Here is an 18,696-nt window from a genome sequence, read left to right as displayed (position 1 = left end):
CCTTCGTCACGAACCGCGCGGTCCCCGCGCTCCGGCTCGGGAGGCGGGGACCGGCTTCACGGACGAGCGGCGGGGTCAGCCGAGCTGGTGCATCCAGCCGTGCTTGTCCGGCGTCTTGCCGCGCTGGATGTCGAGAAGGGCCTCACGCAGCTTCATGGTCACCCCGCCCGGCTCGCCGTCCGACTGCCGCCACTCGGCGCCGCTGCGCTTGACCGTGCCGACCGGGGTGATCACGGCCGCCGTACCGCAGGCGAAGACCTCGGTGAGGGTGCCGTTCTCCGAGTCGCGCTGCCACTGCTCGATGGAGACCCGGGCCTCCTCGGACTCGTAGCCGAGGTCACGGGCGACGGTGAGGAGGGAGTCACGCGTGACTCCCTCCAGGATCGAACCGCTGAGGGTCGGCGTGACGATCTTGTCTCCGTAGACGAAGTACAGGTTCATGCCGCCGAGTTCCTCGACCCACTTGTGCTCGACCGCGTCGAGGTAGCAGACCTGGTCGCAGCCCTGGGCGGCGGCCTCGGCCTGGGCGAGCAGGGAGGCCGCGTAGTTGCCGCCGGTCTTGGCGTCCCCCATGCCGCCGGGGACGGCGCGGACCCGGTCCTCGGAGGCCCAGATGGAGACCGGCTTGACCCCGCCGGGGAAGTACGCGCCGGCCGGGGAGGCGATGACCAGGAAGAGGTACTCGTTGGCCGGCTTGACGCCCAGGCCGACCTCGGTGGCGATCATGAAGGGGCGCAGGTAGAGGGATTCCTCGCCGCCGTGGGCCGGGACCCAGTCCTTGTCCTGCTGGACGAGCAGGTCACAGGCCTCGATGAAGGTCTCCACCGGCAGCTCGGGCATGGCGAGCCGGCGGGCGGAGCGCTGGAAGCGCTTGGCGTTCTGGTCGGGGCGGAAGGTGGCGACCGAGCCGTCCGGCTGCCGGTAGGCCTTCAGTCCCTCGAAGATCTCCTGGGCGTAGTGCAGGACGTTGGTCGCCGGGTCGAGGGGGATCGGCGCGTACGGAACGAGCTGGCCGTCGTGCCAGCCACGGCCTTCGGTCCACTTGATCGTCACCATGTGGTCGGTGAAGTGGCGGCCGAATCCGGGGCTGGCCAGGATCGCCTCGCGCTCGGCGGCGGCGAGCGGGTGCGCGGACGGCTTGAGCTCGATCGTGGGCGTCGTCATCAGTGGTAGTCCTTCACCGGTTGTAGTGATGGGCCGCGCTCACACCCGTACGGCCGGTGTCCAGTCGTAGGACCAGCTGTCCTGCCGTAGGACGGCTGGCCCGTCGTAGGACGTCCGGGTATTCCCTCATAGCGCGGCTCCGCGTTCGATTATCGCGCGGGGGCCGGGATGAACGGAATCGGGGTGAATGCGGACCCGGGGTTGATGGTGGCACCCGGCGGCAGGCATGGGGAAGCCGCCGGGCGCGTGTGCGACCCGGCGGCTTCGAAGTCGATCGGCAGCGCGGCGGGTCAGCCGGCTACTCGTACGGCGAGCGCGTCGCCGATCTCCGAAGTGGTGCGGGCGGGCCTGCCCTGGCGCTCGGTGAGGTCGGCGGTGACGGCCTCCTCGATCCGGGCGGCCTCCGCGTCGTAGCCGAGGTGGCGCAGCAGCAGGGCGACGGACAGGACCGTGGCGGTGGGGTCGGCCTTGCCCTGGCCGGCGATGTCGGGCGCGGAGCCGTGGACCGGCTCGAACATCGAGGGGAACTCGCCGGACGGGTTGATGTTCCCGCTCGCGGCGACGCCGATGCCGCCGGAGACGGCCGCGGCGAGGTCGGTGATGATGTCGCCGAAGAGGTTGTCGGTGACGATGACATCGAACCGGCCCGGGTCGGTCACCAGGAAGATGGTGGCCGCGTCCACGTGGATGTAGTCCGTGGCGACCTCGGGGAACTCCTCGGCCACCTTGTTGAAGATGTTCGTCCACAGGTGCCCGGCGAAGGTCAGCACGTTGTTCTTGTGGACCAGCGTGAGCTTCTTGCGCGGGCGGGCCTGGGCGCGGGCGAAGGCGTCCCGGACGACCCGCTCGACACCGAACGCCGTGTTGACGGACACCTCGGTGGCGACCTCGTGCTCGGTGCCCTTGCGGATGGTGCCGCCGTTGCCGGTGTACGGGCCCTCGGTGCCCTCGCGGACCACGACGAAGTCGATCTGCGGCTCGCCCGCCAGCGGGGTCGCGACACCCGGGAGCAGCTTCGACGGACGCAGGTTGACGTGGTGGTCGAAGGCGAAGCGGAGCTTCAGCAGGAAGCCGCGCTCCAGGACACCGGAGGGGACACTGGGGTCGCCGATGGCGCCCAGCAGGATGACGTCGTGCTGCTTCAGCGCGTCGAGGTCGGCGTCGGTGAGGGTCTCACCGGTGGCGTGGTAACGCTGGGCACCGAAGTCGTACTCCTTGGTCTCCAGCTTCACGTCCTCCGGGAGGACGGCGGAGAGGACCTTGAGGCCTTCGGCCACGACTTCCTGCCCGATGCCGTCACCGGGGATCACTGCGAGATCGATGCTGCGAGACATGTCGGCACCCTACTCCTCGTCCCATGGGATGACACGATCTGTCCGCCATGCGGACGCCGCGCGTCGTTCCGTCGCCCTGCGTTCACCTGTACGTGTGACCGGTGTTGGCCTGCGCTGGGCAGGTTTCCCCGTATGACTGTGCCTTCCAGGGGGACACCCCCCGGACCCCCCGTCCCCGACTTCGGCATCCCGCCCCGGCTCGCCGCCCGGATGAGCATGGCCGAGCAGTACGAGTACCTGCGCAGCCGGCTGGTGAGCCGCCGGGCGCTGGTGACGGCGGGCGCGGTCGCGGGCACGATGGCGGGCAGCGGCCTGCTGGCGGGCTGCGCGAGGAAGACGGCGAACCCGGCGCCGGCCACCTCGGCGATCCACGGCGCGGCCGTCGTGCCGTTCGGCCGCCATCTCGCCTTCGGCGCCGACCCGAGGACGGCGATGCGGATCTCCTGGCAGGTGCCCTTCGCGGTGCGGAAGCCGTTCGTGCGGATCGGGACGCGCCCGGACGACCTGGGCCGGCGCGTCGCCGCGGAGATCCGGCAACTGCACACGCCCGGGGTGCAGGGGGTGCGCCCGGTGGTCGAGCAGTACTACGTCCACGCGGCCCTGGACGGCCTCACCCCCGGCACCACGTACTACTACGGCGTCGGCCACGACGGCTGGGACCCGGCCGCCCCCGGCCACCGCGCCACCATCACCCCCTTCCGCACCGCGCCCGCGAGTCCGGAGAAGTTCGTGTTCACGGCCTTCGGCGACCAGGGCGTCAGCCGGGCCGGAAAGGCGGCCGACAACGCGCTGCTGAAGCAGGACCCGGCCTTCCACCTGCACGCGGGCGACATCTGCTACGCGGACGGCAACGGCTCCGGCCGCACCTCGGACGGCTATGACGCCCGCGAGTGGGACCGGTTCCTGCGGCAGAACGACCCGGTGGCGCGGTCGGTCCCCTGGATGGTGACGACCGGCAACCACGACATGGAGGCCTGGTACTCCCCCGACGGCTACGGCGGCCAGTACGCCCGCTTCGCCCTCCCCGACAACGGCTTCGACCCGCACGGGGCGCCGGGCGTGTACTCCTTCACCTACGGCAACGTCGGCTTCGTGGCGCTGGACGCCAACGACGTGTCGTACGAGATCCCCGCCAACCTCGGCTACAGCGGCGGCCGGCAGACGAAGTGGCTGGAGAGGAAGCTGAAGGAGCTGCGGGCCGCGCCGGGCGTGGACTTCGTGGTCGTCTTCTTCCACCACTGCGCCTACTCGACGTCCGCGCACGCCTCCGACGGCGGGATCCGGGCGGCCTGGCTGCCGCTGTTCACCGAGTACCAGGTGGACCTGGTCGTCAACGGGCACAACCACGTCTACGAGCGCACGGACGCGGTGAAGGGCGGCGGGGTCGGCCGCGCGGTCCCGGTCGGCGGCTCGACCGACCCGACGCGGGACGGGATCGTGTACGTCACGGCGGGCGGTGGCGGGCGGGACCTGTACTCGTTCCCGTCCGGGGTCAAGGACAGCTACGAGGGGCACGTCACCCGGCACGGCGCGGTGCGCAGCTTCCACTGGACCGAGGGGCAGCACAACGTGGCGGAGACGGTGGAGTGGTCGCGGGTGCGGTACACCGGCTTCTCCTTCCTCAAGGTCGAGGCGGAGGCGGGCAGCACGGCGAGGCTGAGCGTGTCGGCGCTGGCGCAGAGCGGGGCGCGGATCGACCACTTCGAGATCCGGCGGGGCGGCTGACACCGGAGTACGTGCCGGAGCACACCCCGGAGTACGGCGCGGCTGTCCCGGCCGCGCCGTACTCCGTGCGGGTGCGGCTCCCGGTCAAGGGGTGTTGCACGTGTTACCGGCGTCTCCCGGGTGGGCTCAGTGGCCGGTCTCGCCGCCGTTGTCGCGGCGGTCGAGGGCGCGCTGGAGGGCGGCGGCGGCGTTCTTGCGCTCGGACTCGCTGGTGCGGGACACGTGGCGGACGCGGCGGCGGACGGTCGTCTCGGCCATGGGAATCGACTCCTTCGACATACATGGAGTACGGCAATGGGGGGGTTGCGAGACGCCGGAAGGGGCGGGGAGCGGTGCCGCAGGGGTTGCCTGCACGGGGCCCGGCTCACGACCGCCATTCGCTTGGTCGAGCGAGACGTTCGGCTTCTACAAACGTAAGGGAACGGCTCGCTTCTGTCTGCACAATTACTCGGACTTCCTACTATCTGAGACGGCGGACCGGGTCACACCGCCCTGAGCTGCCCCTTCGTGCGTTCGGGGGTCCCCCGGCCGAGCGAGCGCAGAATCCGGATCAGGGCCCGTACGGCGGGCGTGGCGGCCAGTTCCGCGGTCGTCGCGTAACCGACGCGGCGGTACGGCCGCCCCGGACCGAGGTCGGTGACCGCCACCGCGGGCGGGGCGGCGGTGAGCGAGAGCGCGGGCATGATCGCCATGCCGAGACCGCCGGCCACCATCGAGAGCACCGCCCCGTCGTCCTCGGCGGTGACGGTCGCCGCCGGAATCCAGTCCTGGGCGGCCCACCAGTCGCGGGTGTAGGAGCCGCAGTTCTCCTTCCAGTCGACGAGCGGGAGAGAGCGCGGCGCCGGATGCCCGACCGGGTGCACCAGGGAGTACGGCTCCTCCAGCAGCACCCCGCCGACCAGTCCGGCGGGCAGCTCCGAGATGTCGCCGAAGGTCGCGATCCCGAGGTCGGCCCGGCCCGCGGCCACCTCGCCCGCGGTGCCGGGCCCCAACTCCCGTACGACGGCCGCGGTGACCTCGACGGCCGGGTGCAGGGCGGCCAGCCGCTCCAGTGCGGCCGGCAGCAGATGCAGGGCCGCGCCGCGGAACGCCGCGACCCGCAGCGGGCCCGCGGCCTCGCCGCCGCCCGCGCCCCGCACGTCGGCCGCCATCACCGCCAGCATCCGCAGCACCCGGCGCGCATGGGCCGCAGCCCGCTCTCCGGCAGGGGTCGGCCGGGCACCGAACCGGCCGCGCTCGAACAGCACGGTGCCCAGCTTCCGTTCGATACCGCGGACCGCGTGGGAGACCGCGGACTGGGTGGTGCCGAGCCGGACGGCGGCGCTGGAGAAGCCGCCCTCGTCGGCCACGGCGACGAGGATGCGAAGCTCCTGCGGGGCCAGGTCGGCTGCGCTCACTCGGGGTCTCCCGCCTGCGGGTATGAGGCCGTCTCATGGATCGGCGTGTGCCATGAGCCCAACCCGCTGCCCGGGCCCGGCATTCCTGCCTACGGTCCCCTGCCATGACCGAGATCGCGCTCACCGTGCACCAGACCGCCCGCCCCACGGGCTTCCCGACGGCCGCCCACTTCCGTTTCGCCGAGTCCCCGGTCCCCGAACCGGGCCCCGGTACGGCCCTGGTGGCCGGCCTCTACTGGTCGGTGGATCCGTACCACCGCGAGATGATGGACGGCGACTTCGAACTGGACGCCCCGCTGGAGGGCCGCACGCTCGGCCGGGTCGTCGCCTCCCGCACCCCGTCCCTGCCGGAGGGGCAGCTCGTCGTGCACCGGCAGGGCTGGCGCACCCACGCGGTGGTCCGCCCCGAGGAGGTCCGGCGCGTCCCCGACCAGCCGGGCGTCCCGCTGTCGGCGTATCTGAGCGTGCTGGGCGGCACGGGGCTCACCGCCTACGTCGCGCTCACCCGGATCGCCCGGCTGCGCGAGGGTGAGGACCTGTTCGTCTCCGGCGCGGCCGGCGGGGTCGGCACGGCGGCCGGCCGCTTCGCCCGGCTGCTCGGCGCCGGCCGGCTGACCGGCAGCGCGGGAAGCCCGGAGAAGGTCGGGTACCTGACCGAAGAGGTCGGTTACGACGCGGCCTTCGACTACCGCACCGCCCCGGTCGCCGCTCTCCTCGCCGGGGCCGCCCCCGACGGCATCGACGTCTTCGTCGACAACGTCGGCGGCGCCCACCTCGGTGCGGCCGTCGGCGCGCTGCGCGAGCGGGGGCGGGTGGTACGGGTCGGCACGATCAGCCAGTACAACACCCCGGACGCGCCTGCGGTGGTGTTCGACCACGCCCGTGTGGTGGAGCGGAGCCTGCGCATCGAGGGCTTCCTGGTGCGCAACCACCAGGACGCGCAGGAGGAGCTGTACGACTTCGCCGTGCCGCATCTGCGCAGCGGTGCCCTGGTGGCGGACGAGACGGTGGTCGACGGGTTCGAGCGGATCGTGGAGGCGTTCCTGCTGATGCTGCACGGCGGCAACACCGGCAAGATCCTGGTCCGCGCCGTCTGATGCGGCGCCGTCCGGCGAGGTATGGGAACGGGCCGGGAAGCCTGCTCGTGGGTCAGGCTTCCCGGCCCGTGCTCGGGTGGGCTGTGGGTCAGCCCATGTGCGGGTAGGAGTAGTCGGTCGGGGCGACCAGGGTCTCCTTGATCGCGCGGGTCAGCGTCCAGCGCAGCAGGTTCTGCGGGGCGCCGGCCTTGTCGTTGGTGCCGGAGGCACGGCCGCCGCCGAAGGGCTGCTGGCCGACGACGGCGCCGGTCGACTTGTCGTTGATGTAGAAGTTGCCGGCCGCGTAGCGCAGCTTCTCCATGGTGTAAGCCGCCGCCGCGCGGTCGCCGGCGATGACCGAGCCGGTGAGCGCGTACTCGGACACCGACTCCATCTGGGTCAGCATCTCGTCGTAGCTGTCGTCCTCGTAGACGTGCACGGCGAGGAACGGGCCGAAGTACTCGGTGCGGAAGACCTCGTTGTCCGGGTCGGCGCACTCGACGACGGTCGGGCGGACGAAGTAGCCGACCGAGTCGTCGTAGGAGCCGCCCGCGACGATCGTGCAGGTCGGGTCCTCCTTGGCGCGGTCGATCGCGGCCTTGTTCTTGGCGAAGGCACGGTCGTCGATCACGGCGCCGATGAAGTTCGACAGGTCGGTGACGTCACCCATGGTGAGGTACTCGACCTCGGCGGCGAACTCCTCCTTGAAGCCGGAGTTCCAGATGGACGCCGGGATGTAGGCGCGGGAGGTCGCCGAGCACTTCTGGCCCTGGTACTCGAAGGCGCCGCGGGTCAGCGCGGTCTTGAGCACCGCGCGGTCGGCCGACGGGTGGGCGACCACGAAGTCCTTGCCGCCGGTCTCGCCGACCAGACGCGGGTAGGTGCGGTACTTCTCGATGTTGTTGCCGACCGTCTTCCACAGGTGCTGGAAGGTCTTGGTGGAGCCGGTGAAGTGGATGCCGGCGAGGTCGCGGTGCTCGAGGGCGACCTTGGAGACCTCGATGCCGTCACCGGTGACCAGGTTGATGACGCCCTTGGGCAGTCCGGCCTCCTCCAGCAGCTGCATCAGCAGGACGGCCGCGTGGGTCTGGGTCGGGGACGGCTTCCAGACCACCACGTTGCCCATGAGGGCGGGGGCGGTGGGCAGGTTGGCCGCGATCGCGCTGAAGTTGAACGGCGTGATCGCGTAGACGAAGCCCTCCAGCGGGCGGTGGTCCATCCGGTTCCACACCCCCGGGGAGTTGGCCGGGGGCTGCTCGGCGAGGATCTGCCGGGCGTAGTGGACGTTGAACCGCCAGAAGTCGACCAGTTCGCAGGGGCTGTCGATCTCGGCCTGCTGGGCGGTCTTGGACTGGCCGAGCATGGTGGAGGCCGCGATGGTCTCGCGCCAGGGGCCGGAGAGCAGCTCGGCGGCGCGCAGGATGATCGCGGCGCGGTCGTCGAAGGACATCGCGCGCCAGGCGGGCGCGGCGGCGAGGGCCGCGTCGACCGCGTCCTGGGCGTCCTGCTGGGTGGCGTGCCGGCCGGTGCCGATGACGGCCTTGTGGTTGTGCGGCTGCACGACCTGGAACTGCTCGCCGCCGCCGAGCCGCTTCTCGCCGCCGATGGTCATCGGCAGCTCGATGGGGTTCTCGGCCAGCTCCTTGAGCTTGGCCTCCAGGCGGGTGCGCTCGGGCGAGCCGGGGGCGTAGCCGTGCACCGGCTCGTTGACGGGGGTGGGGACCTGGGTCACAGCGTCCATGAGATCCGTAACTCCTTGTACGTGAGCGGGTGTTGCCGGGGGGCGGGCGGGAGAAGGGCGTGCGGCGGGCGGGAGGGGTACGCCTCAGCCCTTGCTGAGCATGGAGCGGAGGAAGAAGCGCAGGTTCGCCGGCTTCTCCGCGAGCCTCCGCATGAAGTAGCCGTACCAGTCGGTGCCGTAGGCGGTGTAGACGCGCATCCGGTGGCCCTCGGCGGCCAGCCGCAGGTGCTCGTCGCCGCGGATGCCGTACAGCATCTGGAACTCGTACTCGTCGGGCTTGCGCCCGGCGCGCCGGGCGAGTTCCTGGGCTATGGAGATGAGGCGGGGGTCGTGGGAGCCGACCATCGGGTACCCCTCGCCCTCCATCAGAGTCCCGAGGATCCGCACGTACGCCTTGTCGATCTCGTGCTTCTGCTGGTAGGCGACCTCGGCGGGCTCCTTGTAGGCGCCCTTGACCAGGCGGACCCGGCTGCCGGCCGCGGCGAGGCGGCGGGCGTCGGCCTCGGTACGGAAGAGGTAGGCCTGGATGACGCAGCCGGTCTGTGGGAAGTCCTTCCGCAGCTCCTCGTGGATGGCGAACATCGAGTCGAGGGTGGTGTGGTCCTCGGCGTCGAGGGTGACGGTGGTGCCGATGGCGGCGGCGGCCTCGACGACCGGGCGGACGTTCGCGAGGGCCAGCTCGTGGCCGCCCTCCAGCGCCTGTCCGAACATGGACAGCTTCACCGACATCTCGACGCGCTCGCCGAGGCCGAGCCCGCGCAGGCGGTCGACGAGCGCCAGGTAGGCGTCCCGGGCGGCGGTGGCCTGCTCCGGGGTGGTGATGTCCTCGCCGACGACATCCATGGTCAGCTCCAGGCCGCGGCCGGTGAGCTCCTCGATGATCGGGACGATGTCGTCGACCGACTCACCGGGGATGAAGCGGTCGACGACCTGCTTCGTCACCGGGGCCGCCGAAATGAGACGACGCATCCGGTCGCTGCGCGACGCGGCGAGAATCACGGGACCCAGCACGGGGCACCTCCACAACACATGCCAGAACGGCCGCGATCCGACGGTGTGGATACGGCACGGAGAACCACCGTGAAAGTTAGGGATCTCTCCGATCGTGAGCCATCGACAGCTGTCACGCATCCGTGCCGCAGATCTCAGACAGATGTATGAAGGCGTCCGGGAATTGCGGGAGAATGCCCGGGTGACGTCCGAATTCAAGGGTGACTACCAGGAGCTGGTCGACGAGATCTCCGAGCTGCTGGGCGTCCCGGCGACCCTGGAGAACCGCGACTTCGAGCTGATCGCCTTCGGGGCGTACGACAGTGAGGGCGACCTCGATCCGTCGGAGCTGGATCCGGTCCGGACCCGCTCGATCCTGACCCGGCGCTCCACCGCGGCGGTCCGCGCCTGGTTCGAGGGCTTCGGCATCACCCGGGCGACCGGGCCGGTCCGTATCCCGCCGACGCCGGAGGCGGGGGTGTACCGGGGAAGGATCTGTCTGCCGGTACGCCATCGGGGTGTCGTCCTCGGCTATGTCTGGCTCCTGGACGACGATCCGGGTCCGACGGACGCCCAGCTGGCCGCCGCCATGGGGGTGGCGGGGCGGATCGGCGCGCTGCTCGCGGACGAGGCGCAGGCGGGGGCGGGTCTTGGCCGGGAGCTGCGGGCGGTACTGGTCGCGGAGCCCGGCTGGCAACGGGACATGGCGGTGGCCGAGTTCCGTACCGCCCTCGGCGCCCGCGCGGACGGCCCGCACACGATGGTCTGTGTCGCCCCCTGGCCGTCCGCCGACCCGGACGACGCCCCGTCCCCGCGCACGGTCCCGCACGCCACCGCGCTGTGCACGCTGCCGTGGGGGGCGACGGGCCACAGCCTGGCGGTCCTGGTCCGGCTGCGCAGCACGGACGCGGTCACCCCCGCCCTGACGGCCGCCGCGCGGCTGCTCAAGGAGGCGGAGGAGGCCCGGCCGGCCCGGCCGGCGTCGGCGCACGGGGCCGGGGCGCGCACGGCCGCCGCCGTCGCCGCCGGGTTCACGGGCGCGGCGGCCCGGGGCTGTGCCGCGGGGGTGGGCGAGGCCCGGGCCGGCCTGGCCGAGCTGGGCACGGTCTGGCAGGAGGCCGCCGCGGCCACCCGCGCCGCGCTGGCCGAGCCCCGGTTCGGGCCGGTCGCCGAGTGGGCGCGGATCGGCCCGTACCGGCTGCTGACCGCGCTGCCGCCGGAGGCCTCGCACGACCCGGCGGTGGCCGTCCTGCTGACCCCGGCCCACCGGGAACTGGCCCGCAGCGCCGAGGCGTACCTGGACTGCGCGGGCCAGGCGGGCCGTACGGCCGCGGCCCTCGGCATCCACCGGCAGACCCTGTACTACCGCCTGTCCCGCGTGGAGCAGCTCACCGGTCTCGACCTGGACGACGGGGAGGACCGGCTGCTGCTGCACATGGCGCTCAAGAGGGCACGGCTGTAGTCGCCGCCCGCTCGCGGCCGCAGGTCAGGTCCGGGTCGCGGCCGCAGGTCAGGTCCGGGTCGCGGCCGCAGGTCAGGTCCGGGTCGCGGCCGCAGGTCAGGTCCGGGTCGCGGCTTCGACGATCTGGCGCAGGCCCTCGGTGAGCGCGTCGCCGTCGGGCGCGGTCTTCGGGTCGAAGGTCCACTGCGAGATGAGGCCGGACATCAGGGTCATGTAGAAGCGGCCCAGGGTGTCGGCGGTCTCGTCGGAGACCTCCTCCTCCGGTACGCCCATCAGCAGCGAGGTCAGCCCCCGGCCGCCCTCGCGCTGGGCGCGCGCCAACTGGTCGCGCACCTCCGGCAGTTGATCGCCCATCGTCACGATCTCCACACTGAGCCGCCACAGCGAGCCGGGCCCGCGCATGCTGTCGACGATGTTCGACCACACCTCACGGAACCGTTCCAGGGAGCCGGGCGCTCCGGTCAGCCCCCCGTCGCCGCCCTCGAAGGACATCTCCTCCACCAGCGCGATGTAGGCCTGCGCGAGCAGCGCGTCCTTGGAGCCGTAGTGGTAGCCGATCGAGGCGAGGTTGGTCCCCGACTCCTTGACGATGTCGCGCGCCGTCGTCCGCGCGAACCCCTTCTCCAGCAGGCAGCGCTTGGCGCCGCCCAGCAGATCCTCACGGTGTCCCATGCCGGCCACCCTACCCCGGGATCCATACAACCGTCCTATACGCATGACCTATACATCCGTTCTAGACAAGCGTTTAAGACGCCCGTACATTCCTTGGCATGACGAACCCGACGAGCACGACCACGAGCACACCTGAGACCAACTCCCTTGCCGGGCGCCGTGAATGGACCGCACTCGGCGTGCTGATGCTGCCGCTGCTCCTGGTCTCGATGGACGTCTCGGTCCTCTACTTCGCCCTCCCCGCGATCGGCGCCGACCTCCGCCCGAGCGGCACCCAGCAGCTGTGGATCCTGGACGTCTACGGCTTCGTCCTGGCCGGCCTGCTGATGACGATGGGCGCCCTGGGCGACCGCGTCGGCCGCCGGCGGCTGCTGCTGATCGGCGCCGCGGCCTTCGGCGGCGCCTCGCTGCTCGCCGCGTACGCCGACAGCGCCGGAACCCTGATCGCGGCCCGCGCGATCCTCGGCATCGGCGGCGCGACCCTGATGCCGTCCACGATGGCCCTGCTGCGCACGATGTTCACCGACCCCGGCCAGCGCGCGAAGGCGATCGGCCTGTGGTCCGGCGTGATGACCGGCGGGATCGCACTGGGCTCGGTGATGAGCGGGGTCCTCGTGGAGCACTTCTGGTGGGGCTCGGTCTTCCTGGTCAACCTGCCCGCGATGGTGATGCTGCTGGTGCTCGGCCCGATCCTGCTCCCCGAGTCCAGGAACCCCTCCCCCGGCCGCTTCGACTGGCTCAGCGTCCCGCTGTCGATGGCCGCCGTGCTCCCGGTGATCTACGGCCTGAAGGAGATCCCCTCCGAGGGCTGGCACCCGCTGTACGTCGTCTCGATCACCGTCGGCCTGCTCTTCGCCGCGCTCTTCGTCCACCGCCAGCGCACCGACGCCTCCCCGCTGGTCCCCCCGGCCCTGCTGAGGGGCCGTGGCTTCACCCCGGCGCTGGTCCTGAACCTCGTCGCCTCGCTCGCCATGATGGGCTCGGCGATCTTCACCACGCAGTACCTGCAGGCGGTGCTCGGCAAGAGCCCCCTGGAGGCGGCGCTGTGGAGTCTGCTGCCCTCGGTCTTCATCGGCGTCGCCGGTCCGGTCACGGCACAGCTGGTCCAGCGGGGCGTCGACCGGGGCTACGTCGTCGCCGGCGGCTTCACGGCCATGGCGGGCGGGTTCGTCCTGCTCGCCCTCGTCGGCACCGACTCGCTGTGGCTGGTGCTGACCGGAGCCGGAGTGCTGGCCTGCGGAATGGTCGCGATCATGTCCCAGCTGACCGACCTCGCGATGACCGGCGCACCGGTGGAACGGGCGGGGACGGCCTCCTCGCTGCTGGAGACCAGCACCGAGTTCGGCGGGGCGCTCGGCATGGCCGTGCTGGGGTCGATCGGTACGGCGGTCTACCGCCACGGGATGCCGGCCACGGCCCCGGCGGACGCCCGCGAGACGCTGGGCGGCGCGCTGGCCACGGCGGGCCGGCTGCCGGGGCCCGCGGGAGAGGCCCTGCTGCACACCGCACGGGAGGCGTTCACCAGCGGGATGCAGGGAGCGGCGATCGCCGGGGCGGTGCTGCTGGTGCCGGCCGCGGTGGGGGCGGCGGTGACGCTGCGGAGGAGGTGACCATGCGAAACGCCGGACGGGCTGGTTTCCCAGCCCGTCCGGCGTTTGAGGACGAGGCCGTTCAGGCCGAAAGCGGGGGCCCGGGGGCGGCAGCCCCCAGACGCCAGGTCAGACCAGGTTCACCGAACGAGCCGAGGTCGCCCCGATCTCCGCCTCGACCTCGGCCAGCACACCGGAGGTCACCGTGTCGTCGACGGTCAGCACCGCCAGTGCCTCGCCGCCCGCGATCGACCGGGCGACCTGCATGCCGGCGATGTTGATGCCCGCCTCGCCGAGGATGCGGCCGACGGTGCCGACGACACCCGGCCGGTCCTCGTAGCGCAGTACCAGCAGGTGGTCGGCGATCGCGAGGTCGACGTCGAAGTCGCCGACCGCGACGATCTTCTGGAGGTTCTTCGGGCCGGCCAGCGTGCCGGAGACCGAGACCTCCTCACCGCTGCCGAGGGTGCCGCGCACGGTGACGACGTTACGGTGGTCGGCCGACTCCGAGCTGGTGGTGAGGCGGACCTCGACACCGCGCTCCTGCGCGAACAGCGGGGCGTTGACGTAGGAGACGGTCTCGGCGACGACGTCCTCGAAGACACCCTTGAGCGCGGAGAGCTCCAGCACCTTCACGTCGTGCTGGGTGATCTCGCCGTAGACCTCGACGTCGAGGCGGACCGCGACCTCACCGGCGAGCGCGGTGAAGATGCGGCCGAGACGCTCGGCCAGCGGCAGGCCCGGCTTGACGTCCTCGGCGATGACCCCGCCCTGGACGTTCACCGCGTCCGGGACCAGTTCGCCGGCGAGGGCCAGGCGGACCGACCTGGCGACCGCGATGCCCGCCTTCTCCTGGGCCTCGTCGGTGGAGGCACCGAGGTGCGGGGTGCAGACGACCTGGTCCAGCTCGAAGAGCGGGGAGTCGGTGCACGGCTCCTTCGTGTACACGTCGAGGCCGGCGCCGGCGACCCGGCCCTCCTTGAGCGCCGCGTACAGCGCCACCTCGTCGACGATGCCACCGCGCGCCGCGTTGACGATCCGCACCGACGGCTTGACCTTGCGCAGCGCCTCGTCGCCGATCAGACCGACCGTCTCGGGGGTCTTCGGCAGGTGCACGGTGATGAAGTCGGAGACTTCGAGCAGCTCGTCCAGCGACAGCACCTTGACGCCCATCTGCGCGGCCCGGGCAGGCTGGACGTAGGGGTCGTACGCCACGACCTTCATGCCGAACGCGGACATCCGCTGGGCGACCAGGGCGCCGATGCGGCCGAGGCCGACGACACCGAGGGTCTTCTCGGCGAGCTCGACACCGGTGTACTTGCTGCGCTTCCACTCGCCGTTCTTCAGCGCCGAGTTGGCCTGCGGGATGTTGCGGGCGGTGGCGACCAGCAGACCGCAGGCCAGCTCGGCGGCGGTCACGATGTTGGAGGTCGGGGCGTTGACGACCATCACGCCGGCCTTGGTGGCTGCGGAGACGTCCACGTTGTCCAGGCCGACGCCGGCTCGTGCGACGACCTTCAGCTTCTTCGCCGCGGCGATGGCCTCGGCGTCGACCTTGGTGGCCGAGCGGATCAGGATCGCGTCCACGTCGGCGATGGCCGGGAGCAGCTCGTCCCGGTCTGCTCCGTTCGTGTGCCGGATCTCGAAGTCCGGGCCCAGCGCGTCGACGGTGGCGGGCGACAGCTCTTCAGCGATGAGTACGACAGGTTTCGAGCTCACGTGAGTCCTCACATGTCCAATGCGGACGGCCGTCCCGACGGCCGCTGGCGGTGGAGGGGCTTGCCGCGTGGAGACGCACGACGCTGTGGGCCTGACGCGTATGTAGTACGGCAGTGTAGTGGCGTGGTGGTGGTCGTCCTGCGCCTCTGCGGAAGGATCACCCGTCCGAGATTCGACGGGGCGGACAACAGGGCCGGGGCGTGTCGCCCCGGCCCTGTCACCTGGGGCTCACGCCTCTTCGTTCACCCACGACATCAGCTTGCGCAGCTGCTTGCCGGTGGTCTCCAGCAGGTGCTCGGAGTCCTGCTTCTTGTACTCGTTGTACTTCTTCAGACCGCCGTGGTACTCGTCCATCCAGTTACGGGCGAAGGTGCCGTCCTGGATCTCGGCGAGGACCTGCTTCATCTCGGCCTTGGTGGCGTCGGTGATGATCCGCGGGCCGGTGACGTAGTCGCCCCACTCGGCGGTCTCGGAGACCGACCAGCGCATCTTCTCCAGGCCACCCTCGTACATGAGGTCCACGATCAGCTTCAGCTCGTGCAGGCACTCGAAGTAGGCGATCTCCGGCTGGTAACCGGCCTCGACCAGGGTCTCGAAACCGGCCTTGACCAGCGCGGAGGTACCACCGCAGAGGACGGCCTGCTCACCGAACAGGTCGGTCTCGGTCTCCTCGGTGAAGGTCGTCTTGATGACGCCCGCGCGGGTGCCGCCGATGCCCTTCGCGTACGACAGAGCCAGCGCGAAGCCGTTGCCGGTGGCGTCCTGCTCGACGGCCACGATGCAGGGAACGCCGCGGCCCTCCTCGTACTGACGGCGCACCAGGTGGCCCGGGCCCTTCGGGGCGACCATGCAGACGTCGACGCCGGCCGGGGGCTTGATGAACCCGTAGCGGATGTTCAGGCCGTGGCCGAAGAACAGCGCGTCGCCGTCGTTCAGGTTCGGGGCGATGGACTCCTCGTAGACCTGGGCCTGGATCGGGTCCGGCACCAGGATCATGATGACGTCGGCCTCGGCGGCGGCCTCGGCCGGGGTCACCACGCGCAGGCCCTGCTCCTCGGCCTTCGCCTTGGACTTGGAGCCCTCGTGCAGACCGACACGGACGTCGACACCGGAGTCGCGCAGCGACAGCGCGTGGGCGTGGCCCTGGCTGCCGTAGCCGATGACCGCGACCTTGCGGCCCTGGATGATGGACAGGTCGGCGTCGGCGTCGTAGAACAGCTCGGCCACTTTGGGTTCTCTCCTTGGTGTGCGGATGGTGCGTACCACCGTATGACGGCGGTCGGAAGGGAAGTTTCGGGGTCTCGGCATACGGGCGGCCGGCAACCGTCGACCGTCCGTTTCCAGCCTTACGCAGATCGGTCGAGCGCGCGCAGCGACCGGTCGGTGATCGAACGGGCACCGCGGCCGATCGCGATCGTGCCGGACTGCACCAGCTCCTTGATGCCGAACGGCTCCAGCATCTTGAGCATGGCGGTCAGCTTCTCGCTGCTGCCGGTGGCCTCGACGGTGACGGCCTCCGGGGAGACGTCGACGGTCTTGGCGCGGAACAGCTGGACGATCTCGACGATCTGGGAGCGCGTCTCGTTGTCGGCGCGCACCTTCACCAGAACGAGTTCCCGCTGAACGGCCGAACCCGGCTCCAGTTCGACGATCTTGAGCACCTCGACGAGCTTGTTGAGCTGCTTGGTGACCTGCTCCAGCGGCAGGGCTTCGACACTCACCACGATCGTGATGCGGGAGATGTCGGGGTGCTCGGTGACGCCGACGGCCAGCGAGTCGATGTTGAAGCCCCGCCGGGAGAACAGCGCGGCGATCCGGGCCAGGATGCCCGGCTTGTTCTCCACCAGAACGGAGAGCGTGTGCTTGGACATGGTCTTTTACGTCTCTCTCGCTCAGTCGTCTTCGTTGTCGCCGAAGTCGGGGCGGACGTCCCGGGCGGCCATGATCTCGTCGTTGGAGGTGCCGGCGGCGACCATCGGCCACACCATCGCGTCCTCGTGGACGATGAAGTCGACGATGACCGGGCGGTCGTTGATGGAGTTGGCCTCTTCGATGACCTTGTCGAGGTCGTCCGGGGACTCGCAGCGGATCGCGTAGCAGCCCATGGCCTCCGACAGCTTCACGAAGTCGGGGACGCGGGTGCCGCGGGCGTCCGGGTTGACGTCGTCAGGACCGGAGTGCAGCACGGTGTTGGAGTACCGCTGGTTGTAGAAGAGGGTCTGCCACTGGCGGACCATCCCGAGGGCACCGTTGTTGATGATGGCGACCTTGATCGGGATGTTGTTCAGGGCGCAGGTGGTCAGTTCCTGGTTGGTCATCTGGAAGCAGCCGTCGCCGTCGATCGCCCAGACGGTCCGGCCGGGCTGCCCGGCCTTGGCGCCCATGGCGGCCGGGACCGCGTAGCCCATGGTTCCGGCGCCGCCGGAGTTCAGCCAGGTGGCGGGCTTCTCGTACTGCACGTAGTGCGCGGCCCACATCTGGTGCTGACCGACGCCCGCCGCGAAGATCGTGCCTTCGGGAGCGAGCTGCCCGACGCGCTCGATGACCTGCTGCGGGGAGAGCGACCCGTTGTCGGGCAGGTCGTAACCCAGCGGGTAGGTCTCGCGCCAGCGGTTGAGGTCCTTCCACCAGGCGGTGTAGTCGCCCTGGTGGCCCTCGCTGTGCTCCTTCTGCACCGCCTGGATCAGGTCGGCGATGACCTCGCGGGCGTCCCCGACGATCGGCACGTCGGCGGCGCGGTTCTTGCCGATCTCCGCGGGGTCGATGTCGGCGTGGACGATCTTGGCGTGCGGGGCGAAGCTGTCCAGCTTGCCGGTGACGCGGTCGTCGAATCGGGTGCCGAGGGCGACGATCAGGTCGGCCTTCTGCAGCGCGGTGACGGCGGTGACCGCACCGTGCATGCCCGGCATTCCCACGTGCAGCGGGTGGCTGTCGGGGAATGCGCCGAGCGCCATCAGGGTGGTGGTGACGGGCGCTCCGGTGAGTTCGGCGAGGACCTTCAGCTCGGCGGTGGCGCCGGCCTTGATGACACCGCCGCCGACGTAGAGGACGGGCCGCTTCGCGGAGGTGATCAGCTTGGCACCCTCGCGGATCTGCTTGGCGTGCGGCTTGGTCACCGGGCGGTAGCCCGGCAGGTCCATGACCGGCGGCCAGGAGAAGGTGGTCTTCGCCTGGAGGGCGTCCTTCGCGATGTCGACCAGCACCGGGCCGGGACGTCCGGTGGAGGCGATGTGGAACGCCTGGGCGATGATCCGGGGGATGTCCTCGGCCTTGGTGACCAGGAAGTTGTGCTTGGTGATCGGCATGGTGATACCGACGATGTCCGCCTCCTGGAAGGCGTCCGTGCCGATCGAGGAGGACGCGACCTGGCCGGTGATCGCCACGAGCGGCACCGAGTCCATGTGCGCGTCCGCGATCGGCGTCACCAGGTTGGTGGCACCCGGCCCCGAGGTGGCCATGCAGACGCCGACCTTCCCGGTGGCCTGCGCGTAGCCGGTGGCCGCGTGACCGGCGCCCTGCTCGTGCCGGCACAGGACGTGGCGCACCCGGGTGGAGTCCATCAGCGGGTCGTAGGCCGGCAGGATCGCGCCGCCGGGAATGCCGAATACCGTGTCAGCGCCGACCTCCTCGAGGGAGCGGATGAGGGACTTCGCACCCGTGACGTGCTCGACGGGCGCGGACTGCTGTCCTCCGGAACGGGGCCGCGGCTGCGGATGGTGGGCCCCCGGGGCCTGCTCGGTCATCGGCATTCTCTTCTCGATGCTGAGGGTTTTTGCGAGGTTCGTACGGATTTCTGCCGCCGTACGTCTGGTGCTGGTGCAACAAAA

At 70.9% G+C, this 18,696-nt stretch carries 15 protein-coding genes; 4 read left to right on the top strand and 11 right to left on the bottom strand.

Annotated features, from left to right (window positions below):
• Positions 1 to 75 precede the first annotated feature (75 nt).
• Both ACWDGI_RS34560 and ACWDGI_RS34555 read right to left on the bottom strand, forming a co-directional pair.
• On the bottom strand, positions 76 to 1,164 hold the full coding sequence (locus ACWDGI_RS34560) for a branched-chain amino acid aminotransferase (RefSeq protein WP_450765917.1): 1,089 nt from the start codon (positions 1,162 to 1,164) through the stop codon (positions 76 to 78).
• A 290-nt stretch (positions 1,165 to 1,454) separates the two neighbouring features.
• Positions 1,455 to 2,498, bottom strand: a complete 1,044-nt coding sequence (locus ACWDGI_RS34555; protein ID WP_450765915.1) for a 3-isopropylmalate dehydrogenase — start codon at positions 2,496 to 2,498, stop codon at positions 1,455 to 1,457.
• Positions 2,499 to 2,630: 132 nt separating this feature from the next.
• Here ACWDGI_RS34555 and ACWDGI_RS34550 point away from each other — a divergent pair, with 132 nt between their 5' ends.
• Positions 2,631 to 4,223: a purple acid phosphatase family protein gene (locus ACWDGI_RS34550; RefSeq protein ID WP_450765913.1), complete on the top strand. Its 1,593-nt coding sequence runs from the start codon at positions 2,631 to 2,633 to the stop codon at positions 4,221 to 4,223.
• 126 nt (positions 4,224 to 4,349) lie between these two features.
• Here ACWDGI_RS34550 and ACWDGI_RS34545 read toward each other — a convergent pair whose 3' ends face one another.
• Complete coding sequence (locus ACWDGI_RS34545; protein ID WP_089098576.1) at positions 4,350 to 4,481, bottom strand: hypothetical protein; 132 nt, start codon at positions 4,479 to 4,481, stop codon at positions 4,350 to 4,352.
• A gap of 224 nt (positions 4,482 to 4,705) precedes the next feature.
• Positions 4,706 to 5,620 (bottom strand): LysR family transcriptional regulator, encoded by a 915-nt coding sequence (locus ACWDGI_RS34540; RefSeq protein WP_450765911.1) that lies wholly within the window; start codon positions 5,618 to 5,620, stop codon positions 4,706 to 4,708.
• A 104-nt stretch (positions 5,621 to 5,724) separates the two neighbouring features.
• Here ACWDGI_RS34540 and ACWDGI_RS34535 point away from each other — a divergent pair, with 104 nt between their 5' ends.
• The gene (locus ACWDGI_RS34535; RefSeq protein ID WP_450765909.1) at positions 5,725 to 6,717 is read left to right on the top strand and encodes a zinc-binding dehydrogenase; all 993 of its coding nucleotides are present in this window, start codon (positions 5,725 to 5,727) and stop codon (positions 6,715 to 6,717) included.
• Between the two features lie 88 nt (positions 6,718 to 6,805).
• On the opposite strand, the gene pruA is transcribed toward ACWDGI_RS34535, so the two are convergent.
• Positions 6,806 to 8,437, bottom strand: coding sequence for an L-glutamate gamma-semialdehyde dehydrogenase (gene pruA, locus ACWDGI_RS34530; protein WP_450765907.1), 1,632 nt, complete (start codon positions 8,435 to 8,437; stop codon positions 6,806 to 6,808).
• Between the two features lie 84 nt (positions 8,438 to 8,521).
• Positions 8,522 to 9,448, bottom strand: coding sequence for a proline dehydrogenase family protein (locus ACWDGI_RS34525; protein WP_450765905.1), 927 nt, complete (start codon positions 9,446 to 9,448; stop codon positions 8,522 to 8,524).
• Positions 9,449 to 9,629: 181 nt separating this feature from the next.
• On the opposite strand from ACWDGI_RS34525, the gene ACWDGI_RS34520 reads away from it, so the two are divergent.
• A complete protein-coding gene (locus tag ACWDGI_RS34520; protein WP_450765903.1) occupies positions 9,630 to 10,889 on the top strand; it encodes a PucR family transcriptional regulator in 1,260 nt (419 codons plus the stop codon).
• A 96-nt stretch (positions 10,890 to 10,985) separates the two neighbouring features.
• Here ACWDGI_RS34520 and ACWDGI_RS34515 read toward each other — a convergent pair whose 3' ends face one another.
• Positions 10,986 to 11,561, bottom strand: coding sequence for a TetR/AcrR family transcriptional regulator (locus ACWDGI_RS34515; protein WP_450765901.1), 576 nt, complete (start codon positions 11,559 to 11,561; stop codon positions 10,986 to 10,988).
• A 98-nt stretch (positions 11,562 to 11,659) separates the two neighbouring features.
• On the opposite strand from ACWDGI_RS34515, the gene ACWDGI_RS34510 reads away from it, so the two are divergent.
• Positions 11,660 to 13,171 (top strand): MFS transporter, encoded by a 1,512-nt coding sequence (locus ACWDGI_RS34510; RefSeq protein ID WP_450765899.1) that lies wholly within the window; start codon positions 11,660 to 11,662, stop codon positions 13,169 to 13,171.
• A 108-nt stretch (positions 13,172 to 13,279) separates the two neighbouring features.
• Here the strand turns inward: ACWDGI_RS34510 and serA are convergent, their stop codons facing one another.
• From serA to ACWDGI_RS34490, 4 genes are all read right to left on the bottom strand, one after another.
• Entirely contained in the window at positions 13,280 to 14,869 is a 1,590-nt protein-coding gene (gene serA, locus ACWDGI_RS34505; protein WP_450765897.1) for a phosphoglycerate dehydrogenase, read from the bottom strand.
• Positions 14,870 to 15,097: 228 nt separating this feature from the next.
• Entirely contained in the window at positions 15,098 to 16,096 is a 999-nt protein-coding gene (gene ilvC / locus ACWDGI_RS34500) for a ketol-acid reductoisomerase (protein WP_360484627.1), read from the bottom strand.
• 119 nt (positions 16,097 to 16,215) lie between these two features.
• The gene (ilvN, locus tag ACWDGI_RS34495) at positions 16,216 to 16,740 is read right to left on the bottom strand and encodes an acetolactate synthase small subunit (protein ID WP_123973946.1); all 525 of its coding nucleotides are present in this window, start codon (positions 16,738 to 16,740) and stop codon (positions 16,216 to 16,218) included.
• Between the two features lie 21 nt (positions 16,741 to 16,761).
• The gene (locus ACWDGI_RS34490) at positions 16,762 to 18,612 is read right to left on the bottom strand and encodes an acetolactate synthase large subunit (protein ID WP_450765895.1); all 1,851 of its coding nucleotides are present in this window, start codon (positions 18,610 to 18,612) and stop codon (positions 16,762 to 16,764) included.
• Positions 18,613 to 18,696: the final 84 nt, after the last annotated feature.

The sequence above is a fragment of the Streptomyces sp. NPDC001220 genome, from assembly GCF_053597895.1.
The sequence above is the reverse complement of the archived record's forward strand: the minus strand, read 5'-3'. Positions and strand labels throughout refer to the sequence as shown.

Coding starts and splice junctions, on each gene's coding strand:
- ACWDGI_RS34560 (WP_450765917.1), bottom strand. CDS start 1,164: ATGACGACGCCCACGATCGAGCTCAAGCCGTCCGCGCACCCGCTCGCC.
- ACWDGI_RS34555 (WP_450765915.1), bottom strand. CDS start 2,498: ATGTCTCGCAGCATCGATCTCGCAGTGATCCCCGGTGACGGCATCGGG.
- ACWDGI_RS34550 (WP_450765913.1), top strand. CDS start 2,631: ATGACTGTGCCTTCCAGGGGGACACCCCCCGGACCCCCCGTCCCCGAC.
- ACWDGI_RS34545 (WP_089098576.1), bottom strand. CDS start 4,481: ATGGCCGAGACGACCGTCCGCCGCCGCGTCCGCCACGTGTCCCGCACC.
- ACWDGI_RS34535 (WP_450765909.1), top strand. CDS start 5,725: ATGACCGAGATCGCGCTCACCGTGCACCAGACCGCCCGCCCCACGGGC.
- pruA (WP_450765907.1), bottom strand. CDS start 8,437: ATGGACGCTGTGACCCAGGTCCCCACCCCCGTCAACGAGCCGGTGCAC.
- ACWDGI_RS34515 (WP_450765901.1), bottom strand. CDS start 11,561: ATGGGACACCGTGAGGATCTGCTGGGCGGCGCCAAGCGCTGCCTGCTG.
- ACWDGI_RS34510 (WP_450765899.1), top strand. CDS start 11,660: ATGACGAACCCGACGAGCACGACCACGAGCACACCTGAGACCAACTCC.
- ilvN (WP_123973946.1), bottom strand. CDS start 16,740: ATGTCCAAGCACACGCTCTCCGTTCTGGTGGAGAACAAGCCGGGCATC.
- ACWDGI_RS34490 (WP_450765895.1), bottom strand. CDS start 18,612: ATGACCGAGCAGGCCCCGGGGGCCCACCATCCGCAGCCGCGGCCCCGT.